Consider the following 19,053-nt stretch of genomic DNA (forward strand, 5'->3'; position numbering starts at 1 on the left):
TGACATCGATGCATCCTAAAATTTGTACCATTGTGGTAACCTATAATCGTTATACTCTTTTAAAAGAGTGCATCGATAGCTTACTGCATCAAACCTATCCAACAGATATTGTAGTGATAGACAATGCTTCTACCGATGGAACGGAAGCTAATCTTATCAAAGAAGGATACACCTCTTTTGAGAATCTTTGCTATCAGAAACTTGACACGAATTTAGGTGGAGCAGGAGGATTTCATGCAGGATGCACGTATGCATCTGCGTATGAATATGATTTTATGTGGTTAATGGATGATGATGCTGAGCCAGAATACACTGCTTTGGAAAAACTTATAGAAGCCATCTCTCTTAATGCTTCCTATCCTGCATATGCGCCTTCTGTGTTTATTGGAACAAAAGAGAAACACACGCTTTCAACCTTCGGGCATAGAGGGCAATTTAACTATAAACAGACATTACCTTCTTTTCAGCGTCCTCTTTCAGTAGAAACCTTTTTAAAAAAAACTGTTGAGATTGATATGGCCTCTTTCGTAGGTATTTTGATTTCTAGCAATGCGATGAAAAAGATTGGACTTCCTAAAAAAGAGTTTTTTATCCACCATGACGATACAGAGTATAGCTTACGCTTGGCAACTTTAGGAAAAATCCTTTTAGTCAATGAGAGTAAGATTTATCATAAAGAGAAACGTCAAAATGAGAAAATTGAGCGCCGATTTTTTGGATTTCATAAAAATCGCATTCGTTTTGAGGTATTGTGGCTAAAGTATTATGGATTAAGAAATTCTATTTATATTGCCATCCAATACAGTAAAACTCCTTTCGTGTGGCTAGATATTCTTAAACTCTATGGTACGTTATGCAAAGATATTCTGTTATACGATGATCACAAATGGCTACGTTTATGCTTCGCGACACATTCTATTTTGGATGGACTTCGTGGCAACTTTGACAATACCAAAGCCAAAAGACTGTTATATGTATGATTATGTCATTGTAGGAGCAGGTTTTGCAGGCGCAGTCAGTGCCAATCTTTTAGCAACACATCACAACAAAAAAGTTCTCGTGATTGAAAAAAGAGTACACATCGGCGGTAACTGCTACGATGAAGTCGATGAAAACGGCATCGTCGTGCATCGCTACGGACCGCATCTGTTTCATACTTCTTCCAAAGAGGTATGGGAATATCTTTCACGCTTTACAGAGTGGACACCTTATGAACATAAAGTCTTGGCACATATCCATGGAAAAAATGTCCCCATTCCATTTAATTTTAACACCATTGAAGCACTTTTTGAACCTACTCACGCCAAACAATTTATACAAAAACTTTCACAACATTATCCCCAAAATGCCAAAATACCCATTTTGGAGTTACAAAAAAACCCAGATGAAGATTTGCAACAGTTAAGTAATTTTATTTATGAAAATCTTTTTGTTCACTATACAGCAAAGCAGTGGGGCGTGTCTCCTCATGAGATTGACAGCGCCGTAACAGCGCGTGTACCCATTTTAATTGGGCGCGATGATCGCTACTTTAACGATACATTCCAAGCCATACCCAAACATGGCTATACAAAGCTTTTTGAAGCACTATTATACCATCCCAACATCACCGTTGAACTCAATAAAGATTTTTTAACCGAAGTGTGTTGGCAGGAAAAGCGTATAGGGTTTAGGAATGATTTTACATGTAAGATTATTTACACAGGCGCTGTTGATGAACTCTTTGGGTACTGTTTCGAAGCATTGCCCTACCGTAGCACCGATATGGTCTTTGAAACGATGGATCAAGCCTATTTTCAAGAGGCTGCAACGATAAATTACCCCAATGATCATGACTATACTCGCATCACAGAATTCAAGCATATTCATCCTAACCTAAGCCCAAAAACAACCATTTTAAAAGAGTATCCCAAAGAGCATTGTAAAGAGATTACTGTTCCTTATTATCCTATTTTTAACGATAAAAATCAGGAACAATATACACAATACATGCAAAAAGCACAGCACTTCTCCAACCTTACACTCATAGGAAGGCTTGCGGAGTATCGTTATTATGATATGGATGACATCGTTCTTCGTGCATTAAATACTGTAGGCATCGCATGAAGTATTTTAAGCAAGCGTTGATCGAGCAAACGTTTCATCGTTATCTTGAAAATCCAGCAATTAAGATTGTCTCTTTCGACATCTTTGACACTCTCTTTTTTCGAACATGCGGTACGCCCTCAATGGTTTTTGAAATTATGGGAGCGCATGAAGAGGTACGCGCATGGTTTGATACGCCCTCTTCTTTTGCGCATTATCGACGCCATACGGAACGCAAGCTCAAAGCAGAGGGAAAAGAGGTCAGCCTTGCGGAAATTTACGATACTCTTCCAATTCCTTCACAGCAAAAGAGTCGTTTTTTGGAGATAGAGCTCCAAACAGAACGTGATGTTTTAGTGCTCAATCCTCAACTCGAACGATGGATTGACATGGCTTATGAAGCCGGAAAGCAGATTATTTTAATCTCCGATATGTACCTTAGCACACAAGAAATCACATCCATTGCCCTGTCTCAGCTTAAAAACCTCCACAAAATATCTCACATCTACGTTTCGTGCGAACAGCAAAAGAGTAAAGCAACGGGAGAGCTTTTTTTACATGTAATGGATGATTTAAATATAGAGGCATCACAGCTTTTACACATTGGGGACAACCCAAATGCCGATATCTCCATAGCGAAAAGCTTTGGCATAGCAACACTGTACTATGGGTTAGAGAGCAATGAAAAAGAGGCGATGCACCATGAAGCGCTTTATCTCAAAGAAGTTTTACCCCACGGCAATCATGTACGCACGCTGAGCCTTCTGTGCAATCCCTACGACACTGCCTTAGAGCGATTTTACTTCAGACTAGGAGCTTCTCTTTTTGCTCCGATTATATGGGAATTGAGTCATTGGCTTTTGGCGTGTTCACACCAGTTTGGACTGGACAAGCTCTTATTTCTTATGCGAGAAGGTGCCATTTTTCAACACTATTTTCAAAAGCTCTATCCGCATATCGCAACAGATCGTGTGTATGCGTCTCGAAGATCCACCCAATTTCTCACGCTCATACCAGACGATATTGGCAGTCTAAAGCCAGATACGTTTAAAGGGCTTACGCTTAAAGATCTTTACGAAAACTTTTTTATCCCGTTTGAGACGAGCGCTCTGCACGCTTACGGCGATCTTTCCTATGAGATGCTTTCAACCCTAAGCATAGAAGGAAAACCTCTTTTAGAGCATGTTCAAGAGGAGCTAAATGCAAACAAAAAGAGCGTCAATGATGCGTTTGAGACACAAAAGAAGCTTTTGTGTGATTACCTTGACACGTTACATGTAAACGCTTCATCCGCCTTGATTGATTTTGGTGGAGGAGGAAGTGTTTTAAAAAATTTACACCCTTTATTTTCCCCTAAAACAAAACCGCATACTTCGATTCTTTTTTACCAAAGTATGCGCGGTTACCAAAATTTAAATCACGAGCACACACTCTCCTTTTTACCATATAACGCCAAAACAGCTCATGCCTTAGAGTGCATCGCTCGAACACCCGATTTTATTGAGATACTGCTCAACGGCGAGTACCCAACGACCGTAGGATACACCAAAAGTTCTGCTCAAACGGAGTACTTAGCGTGCAACGATCTCTCTATGAAAACCATCCAAAATGCTTTGCATGCAGGCATTGAGAGCTTTTTTAGCCTTGCTCGCGACTATGCTCTTCCTTCCAAAACTTTTTCAAGAGAGCATTTAGCACTGATACTTTCACGCCTTATTGAGCTTCCAACGCATGAAGAAGTTAAATTTTTGGGAGCTTTGGAGTACGATGAAGGACGTGGAAGCAGTCATCGTTATACGATTATTCAACCCGAGCAGATTACACAGGTAAAAAACCAAGGAGAAGAGGCTTTCTACAAACACTTTTTAGCCAATCCCTCACACATGAAACAACACTGTATTTGGCCACAAGGTGTTCTGACAACCATCCATCAAAACTTTCTTCTACCCTTTTATGGCACGAACACACATCCCAATCAAAAAGTCATCGACACCCTTTTAGAAAAATTGGATGCTTTAAAACCAAAAAAAATCATGATTTACGGAGCAGGTGATCTGTTTAAAGAGCTTCTTCCTTTTTTACATGTAAGAGATATTCACATTGAAGCGGTAATAGACTCACGTGCAGAAATTCAACCCTTTATCTCCGAAGATTTTCGTGTACTCTCCTTGGAAGAGGCGTTGCGCGACAAAAAAGAAGCTATCATTTTAATTGCCAGTGGCGTTTATGGGCAAAGCATATCGCTATTGATCAAAAAATTTGTACACGAACATACTAAAAAAATGACGATTATTTCCGTTTAAAATATTGAGGTTTCTATGACAAGCTTATTAAAAAAACAGTTCACAACCTACCTATCAAATCCTAGCATTAAAATGGTTTCTTTTGATGTGTTTGATACGCTCGCTTTTCGATATTGCCCAAAACCTGTTGATCTTTTTTTAGAAATTGGGCGCCATCCAATATCTTTAAGCTATTTTGCAACGCCTGAAGCCTATCAAACGTTTCGAATTGCGGCAGAAGCCCAAGCACGTGAACAAAAAAAAATTGGCGAAGAGGTAACACTACATGAAATCTATCAACAATTGAGGTTACCACAACACGTAGCGCAGCAACTCCTTACCCACGAAATAGAAATGGAATATCAATATATATTTTTAAACACTGATATTGTTGAGTGGATTGATCTTGCACAAAAATGGGGGAAAGAAGTCATTTTTATATCCGATATGTATCTCTCAGAATCTCAAATTAAACACATTGTTCTGTCAAAACTACCCAAGAACACACACATAAAGCAACTCTATGTTTCCTCGGAATATAACAGCACAAAAACATCAGGAAATCTTTTTCAAAAAGTTTTATCTGATCACGATTTGACACCTAACGCATTATTACATATTGGAGATCACCCTTTTGCGGATGTTAAAATACCTTCTGACTTGGGGATTCAAACCTTGCATTATCTACCAGATTCTTATTTGCAAAAGGCAGTAGAACTTGAACGTGCCTATTTTAAGGCATCTGCATTGTATAACACGCATACAAAATTTCGTATTCTCAGTGCTCTTAACAACCCTTACACGGAGGAATCGGATCGATTTTTTTATACTCTGGGAAGTTTTATTCTAGGACCACTACTTTGGGATTTTTCGTACTGGCTTATTGATCTTCAAAAGCAAAAAGCTCTTCAGCAAATCAATTGTGTAATGCGAGAAGGACGCATTTTTCAAAAATGTATCCATATGATTGATCCTACAATTAATGTAAATCTCCTCTATGCGTCACGAAAAGCAACATTTTTACCCTCATTTGATTTTGATGACTTCGAACAGAATGGATTAAACTTTTTTACGTTCCGAAAAATGACCGTTCAAAGTTACTATGAACTTCTTGGTCTTACCATTAACGATCCTTTTGTTTTAGTACATAAAGATCATATTTTTGACAATAGTACCTATTTTTCAACCAATAATCAAAAGCTCATTTTTCATATAACGCAGGAATTTAAACATAACATTGAGACGATTCGTACCAATGTCCAACAAAAGAAACAATGCTTCTTAGAGTATCTTCGCACGAATAAATTTACCTCAAACTCACTGCTTGTAGATTTTGGAGGGCAAGGGACTATTCTTAAGAACATTCTTTCAACGCTTGATCCAACAGATATAAAACCAACTATGGCACTTTTTTATATGCACCATAAAGGGTTTAAAAAAATGTTAGGAGAGCCTATCCATAGTTATCTTAGCTCAAATATTCACACAGAAACGTCACTATCCAAAATTGCTCGTAGCCCTGAATTTCTTGAAATTTTATTGAATGGTTTTTATACCACAACTACAGGATATACTCAAAATGCTAATGGAACAGCTAAAGCTATTACCGAGCCGTTACAACCGTGGCAAGAAAGTATGAAACCTTATTTTGATGCCTTTGATAAAGGAGTAGAAAACTTTTTTGAAACCGCACTATCGTACCAACTTCCAAAACAGCTCTTGAGCCATGATGACGCATTAAATATTTTATTACGCCTTATTGAAGTTCCTTCTTACACTGAAGCTTCTTACTTAGGATCACTATCTCATGATGAAGGTTATGGCACACCCTTTGCAGAAAATATTATCAATGAAAAACATAAAGAGACGCTTCGTGAAATAGGGCTTTTTGAATCCTATAAAAAACATATGTCAAATTTTAATTTTCAAGTTGGAAATATTCCTTGGGTGCAAGGGACTATTGCACAAATTGACGGTGATTTTTTACCCAACATAAAGGGATTTATACAAGAAAAACCAAATACCCTTGCCGTAAGAACGATTATTTCAACACTGATGGACAATGCCATTGATACGGTATGTATTTATGGTGCAGGCGAGCTTTTCGGTATGCTCTTGATTCATTTAAAGCAAAACCATATTCATATTCAACAGGTTTTTGATACACGTGCTACCTTTAAGCCATTTATATCCAATGGCCATGAAGTACATCCGCTTGATAAATCAACGATAGAAGTAGTGAGAAATCAAACAATCATTGTAGCAACCGTTGCCTTTGCGACAGACGTAACCAATCTGCTATCGCTCTACTCAATTGAAGCATCTATCCCGTTAAACATTGTCAATTACACGGATGGATTGGTTCGCATAGTGCCGTCCATACATTGAATGCACAAGGATCATTTCATGCAAAAAAAATACGTCCTTTACGATGCGAGTACTTCTTATATGATTATGGTGGCTTGGATTACAGCAGCATTCTATCGGTCTGAATACACTAATATTCTTTTTCTAAATACAACCTTTCTCGAAAATCCAACAGATATTCAGCAACGTCTTCTTGATACATCCATTTTTAGTAAAGTGATTTTAATCCATGATGAAAAAGATATCCATGTGGAGAATTTAATCACCCAGGTCTGCGATACCCCTGAAGAAATAGCCTATTATCATTTTTCAAGTTACGGCTCTTTTTATTCTACGCAACTCTTTAACTTTTGTCAATCTCATGCTATTGCGATTATTCTTAACGAAGAAGGTGGAGGAACCTATACCCTTTATGAAAGTTATTATGACTTTTTTCATACATATACCAATGGGCAACTCGCATGGGTGGATTTAGACTATCTCTCAGAAATTTGGGTGTTTAATCCTGCTCTTTACGGTAGCCAATCACCGCATAAGCTTCGTGAGATCAATTTTTGGTCATTCATCAGTAGTGTTGAAAAACGCGCCCATTTTGTCGATCAACTCAATCATGTCTTTAATTACCATGATTCTTCCTTCTCTTATGATGCGATCTTATTAACCCAAAATTTTTATGCCTATAAAACATTATCCCTCTATGAGCAACTCGATTTTTATGCGGAAATTCTTCATCATCTGAAACTCAACATTGCAGTCAAACCTCATCCTTGTGAAGCAAAAATGGACTATACTAAAAAAGGTTTTAACGTTATAGATACCGCACCATCTATTCCTTGGGAAATAATTATGCTCAACAGATGCCTAAAATCAAATACAAATACGCTTGTTTTGATCTCTGTTTTGTCTACCGCCCTCTATACACATCGATCTTTTTTTCATCGGAGCCCATATGGTGTTGTATCGATTTCACTTTACAAAATTGCACCTGAGGCTATTCAAAAAGTTATTGGAGACAAGCGCTTCAATATCTATTATAATCTCTTTAATCCATTCGATGAATGTCATTTTCCAATAAATATAACTGACTTAAAATCGCTATTGCAAGTACCTTAGCGATTTTATGAAACGTAAATCCCGTTCATACACAAATATTTCATTTTGTCGATTTAAAAAGAGATACATAAAGGGTTTTCATGCAAACAATAGAACATATAAAACTTACGGTTTCTTCAACCATTAAAGAAGCAATGCAAGTCATTGATACGGGGGCTATGAAAATCGCTGTAGTACTTGACCCGCATGATCACTTAATTGGCATCTTAACCGATGGAGACATCAGGCGTGGCTTTCTCGCAGGCATGAACTTAAATGAAAAGATAGAATCCATTGTTCAAAAAAGTCCAATTGTATGCCATGTCGGAGAGACAAAAGACGAAATACTCCAAAAATCATTAGGCAAACGAATTTATCACTTACCCATTTTAGACTCCAATGAAAAAGTTGTTGGTATAGAAGATGTTGAAGAACTTTTCAAACCACATAAAAAAAGCAACAAAGTTGTATTGATGGCGGGGGGATTGGGTACACGACTCCATCCACTTACCCAACAAACGCCAAAACCAATGCTACGAGTAGGTGATCAACCCATTTTAGAAACTATTATTAACAATTTCAAACATTATGGATTTTTTGACTTTATTATCAGTGTAAATTACAAAGCGGATGTGCTTAAAAACTATTTTGGGGATGGATCAAAATTTGGAGTATCAATCGAATATATAAATGAAACAATGCGAATGGGCACGGCAGGTGCGTTAAGCCTCATAGAAGAAAAATTTACTGAACCTATCTTTGTTATGAATGGCGATTTACTGACCAATATTAATTTTGATCATTTGTTAAACTTTCATCTCTCAAATAACGCCATGGCAACCATGGCAGTAAGAGAACATGAATTCCAAATCCCTTATGGTGTTATACATCAAACAAATCAAAAAATTATCTCAATCGAAGAAAAGCCTATCCAGCGTTTTTTTATTAATGCAGGGATATATTTACTCAACCCAAATGTTCTTGCGTATATTCCCAAAGAGACATTTTTTGATATGCCATCATTATTTGAAACTCTTATTCAAAACAATTATGAGCCTTTGAGTTTCCCTATACGAGAATACTGGCTTGATATAGGTCGCATGGATGAATTTGAAAAAGCACAAAATGATTACTATGACTTATTTTGAAAGAGACACCAGTGCTAAAGCGTAAAATTAATTTTGATATTTGTACCCACTGTAACCACCGATGTACATTCTGTTCCAATAGTGATTCGCGAACTATCAAAGACCAAACATCCTTGCATGATTTTATAATTGTTATGGACAATCTAACACGCTATATTCAAATCAGTGAACTTGGACTCTCCGCAAAAGGCGAAATTCTGATCAACAAAGATATTGAAGAGATTATCAAGGCAGCTAAAAAGATCTATCATATCCCTTATTTATATTTTAGTACGAATGGGGCTCTTTTAACCAAAGAAAAAGCAGTACAGGTTATAGAAGCAGGGATCGACAGTATCAAATTTTCAATTAACGCAACGGATGCAAAGAGCTATCACTCTATTCATAAAGTAGATGATTTTGATCGTGTGATTGATCATTTTAAACACTTACTCATATTAAAAAAAGAACATTACCCTTATTTAAAGCTGAGTATTTCTTCGGTCACTTTGCAAGATGAGACATCCTTAATTGAGGCATTTCAAGATATATTTGGGGAAGATTTTGTGCACATTGACCGTATCTCACGCTATGCGATCAGTTATACTCCAAAATTTGACGCTTCTTTAGCATCTCCAACAATTACAAAGCGTTGTTCTATCCCTTTTGAAGAAATTTATATTAATAGCGATGGCTCTTTAGGATTATGCTGTAAAGATTACTTTGATGAAATTAATTTTGGATCACTCAAAAAGAGTGATTTTTTAGAACTCTATCATTCAAAAATGTTTGCATCGATCAGAGCAATGCATGAGAATGGAGTGTTTAGTGATAATCACTTGTGCCAAAAATGTTTATTATTTGAAGGAAGAGACCGTGTATAACAATCAACGCATTGTAGCAATTATCACTGCACGCGGTGGAAGCAAGCGTCTTCTTGGAAAAAACATTCTCCCATTACAGGGTAAACCTTTAATTGCTTGGAGTATTGAGGCTGCATTGCATTCTCCTTTGATCGATGATGTCATTGTTTCTACCGATGATCCTACCATTGCACAAATAGCACGCCAGTACGGGGCACAAACCCCTTTTTTACGTCCTATAGAACTAGCATCTGATGCAGCTAAATCCATCGATGTAGTTTTACATGTACTTGATAGTTTAGAACATTCCAAGAAACAAAGGTATGATCACGCGATTTTACTTCAGCCCACTTCGCCATTAAGAGATACCGAGGATATAAACGGTGCCATTTGCTCTTTTTTTGATCAAAATGCTGATTCTGTAATTGGAGTATGTGAAGCGGAGCACAATCCAATTTGGAGTAATACCCTAAATGAAGATCGAAACATGAAAAATTTTATCCCTGATCAGTATAATAACCTAAGAAGTCAAGACTTACCTACATATTATCGCATTAATGGGGCATTTTATATGGCGAAAACAGCTATCTTACAAGAGCAAAAAACTTTTTTCATCAAAGAGAATATCTATGCTTATCTTATGTCACAGGAGCATTCCATCGATATAGATACATCGCTTGACTTCATGGTTGCAACGGCATTATTACAACAAAAGGAAACCAAATGTTAGGAACACACATAGAGAAGAAAGAAGAAAAAGTTAATTTTAATGCCAATGAGATTATCTTCTCAAAAGAGTGGGAAAGCTATCGTGGAAAAGAGTATTTTGAATACCGCAAAAATTGGGCAGAATTTCCTCAAAAAAAAATTATTTCTCATTTCCCTCTTAATTTAGATATTGAAACAACGGATCTTTGCAATCTAAAATGCCCAATGTGTGCTAGAACAATTAAAGATACAGACCAAGAGAATCATCTTGTTAAAAGCCGCTATATTGACCGCACAGCCTATATCAATATTATTGATCAAGCCGTTGAACATGGTGTCAAAGCAATTAAGCTTCAGTATTTAGGAGAACCTTTGCTACATAAAGACATTGTGTTTCAAGTCGAATATGCAAAGCAAAAAGGGATTATTGATGTTATGTTTAATACAAATGCTGTTTTATTAACACCAGAACTTTCCAAACAGCTACTTGACGCAAAACTTGATAAAATATTTATCTCATTCGATGCCGTAAATCCAAAACTATACGAACAGCAGCGTGTCGGTACAACAATGGGCAAAGTGATTGATAATATTTATGAATTTGTCAAACTACGTAACGCATGTTATCCTCAAACTCATATTCGCCTATCGATGGTTATGTATGATGATCCCATTTGGCAACAACAATTTGAAGCAATGAAAATCATGTGGAATGGATTAGTCGATTCACTAGGTTATGGTATTTTCAATGAACGTCATCCCGATAAAAAACATGAATACGAAAAAGTTGAAGGTTTTTGCTGTGAACAGCTATTTCAACGAATGTTTCTCAAATGCAATGGTAATGTAACAGTCTGCTGTGTTGATGGAGACGATGAGTATGTAGTCGGAAACTGGAAAGAACAACGACTAATCGATATTTGGAATGCTCCAGCATATCAACAGATTCGAAAAGATCACATTGTGGGAAATTACGATAAACACGCTATATGTCGAAAGTGTTTTCTACCAGATTTATACAAGAAAACCTATTTTAGCAAATAATTTCAAGATCGTAAAACTGTTTTTTTACAATCTCATTCAATATAACACTTTTTAAGATATCTTTGACTTTCAAACTTGCATTTCCATCTCCATAAGGATTTGATACGGTTTTAAGTTTTTGTTGAAATACAGCAGAGTACAACTCCTCAAAAGCGTTCAAAATACTCTTGCTATCACTCTTGCAGTCTATAACACTGCTAGCTTTTAGCCGACCTGTTTGTCTATCCCCGATATTAATCGTCCCTATTTTAAGACTAGGGGCTTCAAGTAATCCACTTGAACTATTGCCAACCACCGCATCAACATATTGCAGTGCACTAAGATATCGTAGCTGCCCTAATGAAGTAAACGCTATTGATTTATTCTTATTTGCTAACACATACTCATCAATCATTTGATTGATAATACGCCCATCAGTATCACTATTGGCTTTAGTAAATATAATATTGGTGTCTTGAAGCTCATTTAACGCATTGAGCAATTCTTGAAATTGTCCCTTTGCAGCAGAATTTTCCAAAGTAACTGGATGAAACGTCACAATAATATTCTTTTTATTTAACTTGAAACTAATAGATTTTTCAAACGCATCTTTAGTAAGAAGCTTTAATCTTTTAATATTTTCAATCCCTATTCCACCAACATTATAAACTCGATTAGGATGCTCGCCCAGCTGTATTACTCGATGACGGTATTCTTCAGTCGCAGTAAAATGTAAATTAGCCATTTTAGTAATACTATGGCGTATTGATTCATCAAATGCCCCCACTGTTATTTCACCACCATGAAGATGAGCAATCGGGATACATGCAATCATAGCCGCAATTGCAGCACTAAATATCTCATATCGATCGCCTAGAACTACGACTATATCTGGACGCAGTTCTTCGTATGCTTCCGAAAAAGAGATCTGAGCCAACCCCATTGATTTTGAAATGCCAATTGAGGTATCACTAGAGAGAAGCATTTCAATTTTTTTTGTAATGGTGAACTCTTTTTCAATCTCTTTGTACGTTAGTCCAAACTCTGGACTCAAATGCATTCCTGTTACAATGAGCTGAAGTTCTAAGGCATTATCGGCAACAATTTCTTTCATCAACCAATAAAGCAATCCATATTCAGCCCTTGTTCCTGTTACAACACATATTTTTCGCTTCATAATAGTTCGTCTTCTTGATAATTTTTAAGAGCAACTGTTCCAATAACTTCGTCCCATCGCTTAGGACTCATTCCATTACCTGGTCTTTTGACAGTGATATTTTCTTCACTAAATAGTTCGCCTTTTTTAATAGCTTTACATGTAAGAATAGATTTACGTGCTATTTCCATATTTTTCACCTCGCTTGGGCTTGGTTTTTTAATCCCATTACCCAAAGCTTGCTCAATATTGCGTATTGCTTTGACCATTGCCATCAATTCGGCAGGTTCCAAACTCGCTTTATGATCAGGTCCTTCCATTGTTCTATCTAATGTAAAATGTTTTTCAATCACACATGCACCCATAGCAACTGCTGCAATAGATACTTCAATGCCTTTGGTATGATCAGAATACCCAACGCGAATCCCAAATACATCTGCTATGGTTTGCATAGCCTTCAAATTTACATCTTCCATTGGGCAGGGATATTCTGTTGTGACATGCAAAACGGTAATGCGCTCTTTAGGTGTTCCTGATTGGATCAAAATTTCAAGCGCGTCTTTAATCTCTTCTAAATTTGCCATGCCTGTTGAGAGAATAACCTCTTTGCTAAGGGAACCTATATGCCGCAAATACGGCAGATTTGTAATCTCCCCGCTGGGAATTTTAAATATACTCATTTTAAGTTGATTGAGTAAGTCAATACTATCATGATCAAAAGGTGTTGAGAGAAAAAGAATATTTTTTAACGTGCAATATGTCATTAATTCATAATGTGCAGATGCATCCAATTCGAGCTTTTTGATCATCGTATATTGCGATTCATTCGCATCGGTTGTCTCTTTTTGATACGTTGCTTTTTGAGCTGTTTTGGAAACTAGCTTGTCAGCTTTAAACGTTTGGAATTTTACCGCGTCCGCACCAGACGCACTAGCAACATCAATCAACTCTTTGGCAAGCTTGAGACTTCCATTATGATTAACACCTGCTTCTGCGATGATAAAAACACTCTTCACTTTACCACGCTCCCCGCTTTTATAAAACCACTCACGTGAGCATACTCTTTACATGTAGCATTACTTCCGTAAAATGTTCCCATGTTCACATGTGCTCCACCATTTACAATAGCGCCTGTTGAGATATGACAACACTTTTCAATGATAGCGTCATGTTCTATGAGTGATTTTGTATTAATAATACAATTTTGACCTATCACAACATTGGAATTAATAAGAGCATGGTGCATAATCACGCAACCTTCTCCTATTTTTGCATGTTTTGATACATATGCCAAAGGAGAAATAATAATGGGAAGGACATAGCCAAATACTTTGAGCATTTCAAAAAATTTTATTCTCATTTCAGCCGATTTAATGTGACCAATCGTAATCAGGGCATAAGAATAATGATGACGTAAATCTTCCAGATTATCATCACTTCCAATGATCTTATAGCCCAAAACATCTTGCCCCACACACTCTTTTTTATCTATAATTCCTGCAATTTCATATTTATTTTCCAACTCAATCACATCAATCACCGACTTACAATGACCGCCACCGCCAATAAGTAGGATTTTCTTTTTCATAATCTTACCGAACTAGGTATATTGACGACTCTATTTTCTAACCAAAGAGCGTTCGATAAATCTCCACATTGACATGCTTTAAACATCTCTAATGTATTCATCAATGTCCAAATAGGGCGTGTCATCACACCGTTACTATTAGTATATTCTAAAAATTCATCTCTTTGTTTTTTAGTATCTAAAATAATAGTATTCAGCCAATAATTTGACTGTGTATCTTTTGGTTCTTTGACATAATGAATATTTGAATTTTCAAAAAATTCTTCATATATTTTAGCTAACTCTCGTTTATTTTCTAAAAAATTATCCAATTGCTCTAATTGTGCTAATAAAAGTGCCGCATTGAGGTTTGGAAGACGGTAATTAAAGCCAACTTCATCATGAACAAATTCCCATTTATGAGGTATTTTAGCTGTTGTGGTAAGGTGTTTTGCTTTTTTAGCAAGCTCTTCGTCATCCGTAATCATCACACCACCACCTCCGCTAGTGATGATTTTATTACCATTGAAACTAAATGCTCCTACTTTTCCAAATGTCCCTGTATGTTGAGCTTTGAAATAGCTTCCAAGCGACTCTGCCGCATCTTCAACCAAAGCAATATGCCACGCATCACAAAGATCCTTTATTTCATCAATCTTGCATGGATGCCCAAAAGAGTGCATCGGAACACATGCTCTAATGACTTTACCCGTTATTTTATTGATACATTGCCCCTCTTTGAGTTTGGCATTTTCATTTAAAAATATATGCAAAGCCTCGGGGGAGAGCCCTAATGTTTCTTTGTCAACATCCACAAAAATAGGCTTTGCTCCACAATACGTTATAGCATTACATGTAGCGATAAATGTCAAAGGCTGTGTAATTACTTCATCCTCTTTGCCCACACCCATCAAAATCAAGCTTACATGTAAAGCTGCCGTGCCATTCACCGTTGCAACAGCATACTTACTTCCTACATGTAAAGCAAATTCTTTTTCAAAACGATCAACATAAGAACCAACACTGGAAACAAAAGTAGAATCGATACAATCATTCATATACACTTTTTCATTCCCGTTAAAGCAAGGTTCATGCAAAGGTATTAAGGCTTTATTGTGAAACTGTCTTCGAATAAATGCTACGGTTTCTTTATACATTGTAAAGGTTTGCTTTATATTTTATCAGGTTTTCACGCTGCGTAAACCACTCAACAGTCAATGCTAGCCCTTCGCGAATCGTGATTGTCGGCTTAAACCCTGTGAGAGTATTGATTTTTGTATTATCACACCATAAGCGAAAAACCTCAGAGTTCTCAGGACGGATACGTTTTTCGTCTGTCAAAAATTCAACATTGCTATTCATGATCTCTTTGATGAGACAAAGCGTGTCATAGATGCTGATTTCATAATTTGAACCAATGTTTATGGCTTCCCCAATGGCAGCATCACATTCGAGCAATGCCATAAAGCCTCTGCATGTATCGCTTATATAGTTAAAATCGCGGGTAGGTCTAACATCGCCTAGCTGAATCTCCTTGGCACCGTTCATAATTTGTGTAATAATTGTTGGAATAACCGCACGGGCACTTTGTCTTGGGCCATAGGTGTTAAACGGTCTTGCAACCACTACGGGCAGTTTAAAGCTATTATAATAACTCAAAGCAACCATGTCCGCCCCTATTTTAGAAGCACTATAAGGACTCTGAGGCTGTAACGGATGCTTTTCATCAATTGGAACATACTGCGCCGTTCCATAGACTTCACTCGTACTTGTATGGATAATTTTTTTGACACCATTCTCTAAAGCAGCTTGACATATATTAAGCGTACCATTAACATTGGTTTCAATATAACTTTGAGGTGCTCTATAGGAATAAGGGATTGCGATTAATGCTGCCAAATGAAACACTGCATCAATATCTGTCGTAATCTCCTTGCATAAAAAGGGATCCCGAATGTCTCCGCTAATAATTTCTAGATCATCTTTGCACGCAACATCCTCCAACCATCCCCATGAATTAAATGAGTTATATTCATTTAATGCTCGAACTTCGTATCCACTCGCTATTAGCATTTCACAAAGATGAGATCCAATAAAACCATTGGCACCCGTAACTAATATTTTTTTCATCGTAATCCAAAATTGAGATATTGATCAATATGAAAGAGTATTGTGTTCTTCAACGTAGGCTGATGATCAAAATATAACACCATATCTTTGCGAGATCCACCATCATAAGCATAGTTAAAACTATGATGAATTTTCGTATCAAAGAGGACAATATCCCCTGCTTTTAAAACACCTAGTTCCGCTTTTTTTACTTTGGCAAATGAATCTTCAAAATGGTTATGTTCTTGAGTCGTCATCCCATTAATTGCATACATTTTGTAGTATCGATCTTGATACCTTTTTTTGATCTTGTGCGTTCTTCTAATAAATTTAAACGGACCATCATTCTCTTTCATGTCTTCTAAAATAACCATCACCTTGAATTGATCACTCAAGTTATCAATATGCCACAAATCATTATTTCGATAGTAATCTGGTGCAAAAAAATGTTCAACAATCGCCGCTGAAGGCTCAACATGATCGAGACGAAGATAGCGTGCGACTATTTCATTGATACGCGTATCTTTATAAAACTGATTTTGTATCTCAGAAGGCATATGTTTTTTGGGTGAAAAAATGACTCTTTTTCGACCATCGTACGTTGAACCTATCGCTATATTTTTTTCTGCTGAAGTCTCAAAATAAAACCGATTTCTAAGTGCTTTTTGTTCTTGCTCTGGTGTAAGTGGCGGCAACGCGTCAAATTCATGATTCCAAAGTTTCACTAATGTTTGAACTTCTTGTGAAGTCAAAAAATTTTCAATAATATAAATTCCATCTTTATCCAAAGCTTTAGTAATAGGATCAATGGAACAAGGAGCTTTTTCCAAATGTTTTTTATCCATAAATTTCCAAAGTGACCAGAATAATGAGGGATAAGATTGCAATAAAAATTTAATATCAGCACCATTACTACCAAAAAGTGACTCTTTGACATTGTGTGATTCTTGCACTTTGAGAATCTCTTTTTTTAACAACGTTTCAATTTCTTCTAAATTTTTATCGGGTCGCTTTAACAAATCATTAAACATAACCTCTCCTTTTGAATTTAAAGAAAAATACTCACTATTTTATCATAATCAGTATTATCGTGATACGCTTTCCACTTCGTCTCATCCGAACAAGAGCAAAATATGATTTTAGTATAATCGTCCAATTTTGCTAAATTATTCAATTCTATTAAGCATTTAACACTCTTTTCCGCGTGTAAAGCACCTATTAACTTAGCCAAAAAGCTAGTGCTCTCACCAATCAGTACAATTCTTTGAGTGTTAGCTAATTGATATTTTAAAAGTTGCACTAACGCATTTGACTGCACTTTAAAATATTCCCAATCAAATCCACTTGTGGATAATGTGTCATGAAAAGAAAATACTTTCTCTTTCGAAATACCCATCACTTCTTTTAACATGCTGCTTATCGTAGTTTCATGATTAATGGCCGTTATTAAAATCCTATCAAAATCTAAATTCAAAATACTTTCGGGCGTTTTAATAACTACGTCTTGATATGCCCCTGTGTACTGATCTATGATGGTGTTTTTTTTGTGGATATACCCACTGGCAAAAAGTATTTTGGCAAAATCAGAGAACCCATAAAAGATCAATGTCTCATCTTCTTTAATAATCTTTTGCAGCAATGTAGACAGTTTTTCAACCGCCAAGAGATACGCATCAATATTGGTAAAATTGACACTTTTCCTTAATGGATGGTACGAGTATAAACTTTGAATCACATGTGGATGGGTATAAGGAATACTATCAAGAATCTGCTCCGTAAATTGTGCAGCTCCGGTGTGTGATAAATGGTAATCATCGTAAAAATGGTGGTATTCTAATCCAAAATCATCTCCAAACAAACTTCCAAGGAGGGTTATTTTGCCTAAGTGGATACGTAATTTTTCAACTAAAATGGCATCATATTCTCCACACTCTTTTTTATACCCATATCCCCATGAATACGAAGGAGATAATACAAAATAGACTGTTTTACCCTCAGATTCAAAACAATCTTTTAATTGTTTTAAATACATAATTGACCAATTAGAAGGGGGGAACATCGTAAGAGGCTCAAAAACATTCTGTTTAAGATTTGTCGATTCCAAACATTTAAACGTTTTGTGTATCCGTGGTTCATACCCAAAAAAAACTTTACTCGGAAATTTAAAAACCAACGATTTAAAAAAAAGGAAAAAAGGAAAAATAATGGGGTATTTTATATCGGGGTGATATTTTTTCATATAACTTTGGTGATGTGTAAAAAAATATCGCCACTGAGCCCAAGACAAAAATTGTCGCTCATAAAGCATATACGGGTAAAATTTTTCTCCCAAAATATGAGGATCCAATCCAATAAAAATAGTATGTGCTTTTTGAAATATCGTTTTATTTTTTTGATACGTCCGAAACATGGCAAAAGGACCAGCAGAACTTTCACCAAAATTCATCACATCGCCTTCTTCAAGCGCATACCTAGATACTACGATTTTTGGAATTAGATGAACTTTGGCAAAACTACTGCCTAGAAAAATAATCTTTGGCTTTTTTCTTATTTTTTGTGCCCAATGAGCATAGTTGTATAAATGTGTCCATAATGCAATCGGCTGTATGATCCCTACTTTAAAGCCCAGAAGCAAGAAGAGATATCCAGCCGCTAGGACACATACCATAACGCA

The 19,053-nt window shown here is 36.4% G+C and carries 16 protein-coding genes; 9 read left to right on the forward strand and 7 right to left on the reverse strand.

The genetic code is table 11. The features are described from left to right. Positions 1 to 8 precede the first annotated feature (8 nt). The 9 genes from JU57_RS06530 to JU57_RS06570 all read left to right on the forward strand — a co-directional run bounded on the left by JU57_RS06530 (position 9) and on the right by JU57_RS06570 (position 11,568). A complete protein-coding gene (locus JU57_RS06530) occupies positions 9 to 980 on the forward strand; it encodes a glycosyltransferase family 2 protein (protein ID WP_037958770.1) in 972 nt (323 codons plus the stop codon). Then, a complete protein-coding gene (gene glf / locus JU57_RS06535) occupies positions 973 to 2,106 on the forward strand; it encodes a UDP-galactopyranose mutase (protein WP_037958583.1) in 1,134 nt (377 codons plus the stop codon). The genes JU57_RS06530 and glf overlap by 8 nt, the downstream gene beginning before the upstream one ends. Then, a complete protein-coding gene (locus JU57_RS06540; protein WP_037958585.1) occupies positions 2,103 to 4,388 on the forward strand; it encodes an HAD family hydrolase in 2,286 nt (761 codons plus the stop codon). Before glf ends, JU57_RS06540 begins: the two co-directional genes overlap by 4 nt. Positions 4,389 to 4,403: 15 nt before the next feature. After that, positions 4,404 to 6,755, forward strand: a complete 2,352-nt coding sequence (locus tag JU57_RS06545) for a hypothetical protein (protein ID WP_037958588.1) — start codon at positions 4,404 to 4,406, stop codon at positions 6,753 to 6,755. Positions 6,756 to 6,773: 18 nt separating this feature from the next. Then, positions 6,774 to 7,847, forward strand: a complete 1,074-nt coding sequence (locus JU57_RS06550) for a polysialyltransferase family glycosyltransferase (RefSeq protein WP_037958592.1) — start codon at positions 6,774 to 6,776, stop codon at positions 7,845 to 7,847. An 80-nt stretch (positions 7,848 to 7,927) separates the two neighbouring features. Further along, positions 7,928 to 8,974 (forward strand): nucleotidyltransferase family protein, encoded by a 1,047-nt coding sequence (locus JU57_RS06555; protein ID WP_037958594.1) that lies wholly within the window; start codon positions 7,928 to 7,930, stop codon positions 8,972 to 8,974. 11 nt (positions 8,975 to 8,985) lie between these two features. Next, positions 8,986 to 9,837 carry a radical SAM protein gene (locus JU57_RS06560; protein WP_037958596.1) on the forward strand — a complete coding sequence of 284 codons (852 nt, stop codon included), beginning with the start codon at positions 8,986 to 8,988 and terminating at the stop codon, positions 9,835 to 9,837. Beyond that, positions 9,830 to 10,546, forward strand: coding sequence for an acylneuraminate cytidylyltransferase family protein (locus JU57_RS06565; RefSeq protein WP_037958597.1), 717 nt, complete (start codon positions 9,830 to 9,832; stop codon positions 10,544 to 10,546). Before JU57_RS06560 ends, JU57_RS06565 begins: the two co-directional genes overlap by 8 nt. Then, positions 10,540 to 11,568, forward strand: a complete 1,029-nt coding sequence (locus JU57_RS06570; protein WP_037958599.1) for a radical SAM protein — start codon at positions 10,540 to 10,542, stop codon at positions 11,566 to 11,568. The genes JU57_RS06565 and JU57_RS06570 overlap by 7 nt, the downstream gene beginning before the upstream one ends. Here JU57_RS06570 and neuC read toward each other — a convergent pair. The 7 genes from neuC to JU57_RS06605 are packed head-to-tail and all read right to left on the reverse strand — an operon-like array spanning position 11,558 to position 19,047. Further along, complete coding sequence (gene neuC / locus JU57_RS06575) at positions 11,558 to 12,724, reverse strand: UDP-N-acetylglucosamine 2-epimerase (protein WP_037958601.1); 1,167 nt, start codon at positions 12,722 to 12,724, stop codon at positions 11,558 to 11,560. The two genes, JU57_RS06570 and neuC, sit on opposite strands and share 11 nt — an antisense overlap. Then, positions 12,721 to 13,719, reverse strand: coding sequence for an N-acetylneuraminate synthase (gene neuB / locus JU57_RS06580; protein ID WP_037958604.1), 999 nt, complete (start codon positions 13,717 to 13,719; stop codon positions 12,721 to 12,723). Before neuB ends, neuC begins: the two co-directional genes overlap by 4 nt. Then, positions 13,716 to 14,291, reverse strand: a complete 576-nt coding sequence (locus JU57_RS06585; RefSeq protein WP_037958607.1) for a NeuD/PglB/VioB family sugar acetyltransferase — start codon at positions 14,289 to 14,291, stop codon at positions 13,716 to 13,718. Before JU57_RS06585 ends, neuB begins: the two co-directional genes overlap by 4 nt. Then, positions 14,288 to 15,427, reverse strand: coding sequence for a LegC family aminotransferase (locus JU57_RS06590; RefSeq protein ID WP_037958610.1), 1,140 nt, complete (start codon positions 15,425 to 15,427; stop codon positions 14,288 to 14,290). Before JU57_RS06590 ends, JU57_RS06585 begins: the two co-directional genes overlap by 4 nt. Continuing rightward, complete coding sequence (locus tag JU57_RS06595) at positions 15,420 to 16,400, reverse strand: NAD-dependent 4,6-dehydratase LegB (RefSeq protein WP_037958613.1); 981 nt, start codon at positions 16,398 to 16,400, stop codon at positions 15,420 to 15,422. Before JU57_RS06595 ends, JU57_RS06590 begins: the two co-directional genes overlap by 8 nt. After that, positions 16,397 to 17,410, reverse strand: a complete 1,014-nt coding sequence (locus tag JU57_RS06600; RefSeq protein ID WP_037958616.1) for a phytanoyl-CoA dioxygenase family protein — start codon at positions 17,408 to 17,410, stop codon at positions 16,397 to 16,399. The genes JU57_RS06595 and JU57_RS06600 overlap by 4 nt, the downstream gene beginning before the upstream one ends. A gap of 17 nt (positions 17,411 to 17,427) precedes the next feature. Beyond that, positions 17,428 to 19,047, reverse strand: a complete 1,620-nt coding sequence (locus JU57_RS06605; protein ID WP_294876358.1) for a hypothetical protein — start codon at positions 19,045 to 19,047, stop codon at positions 17,428 to 17,430. Between the last annotated feature and the right edge of the window lie 6 nt (positions 19,048 to 19,053).

It is taken from the genome of Sulfurospirillum sp. SCADC (assembly GCF_000743525.1).
Taxonomy (GTDB): domain Bacteria; phylum Campylobacterota; class Campylobacteria; order Campylobacterales; family Sulfurospirillaceae; genus Sulfurospirillum.

What these genes read in the sequence shown, in the direction of transcription:
- JU57_RS06530 (WP_037958770.1), top strand. Translation starts at nt 9, where the DNA reads ATGCATCCTAAAATTTGTACCATTGTGGTAACCTATAATCGTTATACT.
- glf (WP_037958583.1), top strand. Translation starts at nt 973, where the DNA reads ATGTATGATTATGTCATTGTAGGAGCAGGTTTTGCAGGCGCAGTCAGT.
- JU57_RS06540 (WP_037958585.1), top strand. Translation starts at nt 2,103, where the DNA reads ATGAAGTATTTTAAGCAAGCGTTGATCGAGCAAACGTTTCATCGTTAT.
- JU57_RS06545 (WP_037958588.1), top strand. Translation starts at nt 4,404, where the DNA reads ATGACAAGCTTATTAAAAAAACAGTTCACAACCTACCTATCAAATCCT.
- JU57_RS06550 (WP_037958592.1), top strand. Translation starts at nt 6,774, where the DNA reads ATGCAAAAAAAATACGTCCTTTACGATGCGAGTACTTCTTATATGATT.
- JU57_RS06555 (WP_037958594.1), top strand. Translation starts at nt 7,928, where the DNA reads ATGCAAACAATAGAACATATAAAACTTACGGTTTCTTCAACCATTAAA.
- JU57_RS06570 (WP_037958599.1), top strand. Translation starts at nt 10,540, where the DNA reads ATGTTAGGAACACACATAGAGAAGAAAGAAGAAAAAGTTAATTTTAAT.
- neuC (WP_037958601.1), bottom strand. Translation starts at nt 12,724, where the DNA reads ATGAAGCGAAAAATATGTGTTGTAACAGGAACAAGGGCTGAATATGGA.
- JU57_RS06585 (WP_037958607.1), bottom strand. Translation starts at nt 14,291, where the DNA reads ATGAAAAAGAAAATCCTACTTATTGGCGGTGGCGGTCATTGTAAGTCG.
- JU57_RS06590 (WP_037958610.1), bottom strand. Translation starts at nt 15,427, where the DNA reads ATGTATAAAGAAACCGTAGCATTTATTCGAAGACAGTTTCACAATAAA.
- JU57_RS06595 (WP_037958613.1), bottom strand. Translation starts at nt 16,400, where the DNA reads ATGAAAAAAATATTAGTTACGGGTGCCAATGGTTTTATTGGATCTCAT.
- JU57_RS06600 (WP_037958616.1), bottom strand. Translation starts at nt 17,410, where the DNA reads ATGTTTAATGATTTGTTAAAGCGACCCGATAAAAATTTAGAAGAAATT.
- JU57_RS06605 (WP_294876358.1), bottom strand. Translation starts at nt 19,047, where the DNA reads ATGGTATGTGTCCTAGCGGCTGGATATCTCTTCTTGCTTCTGGGCTTT.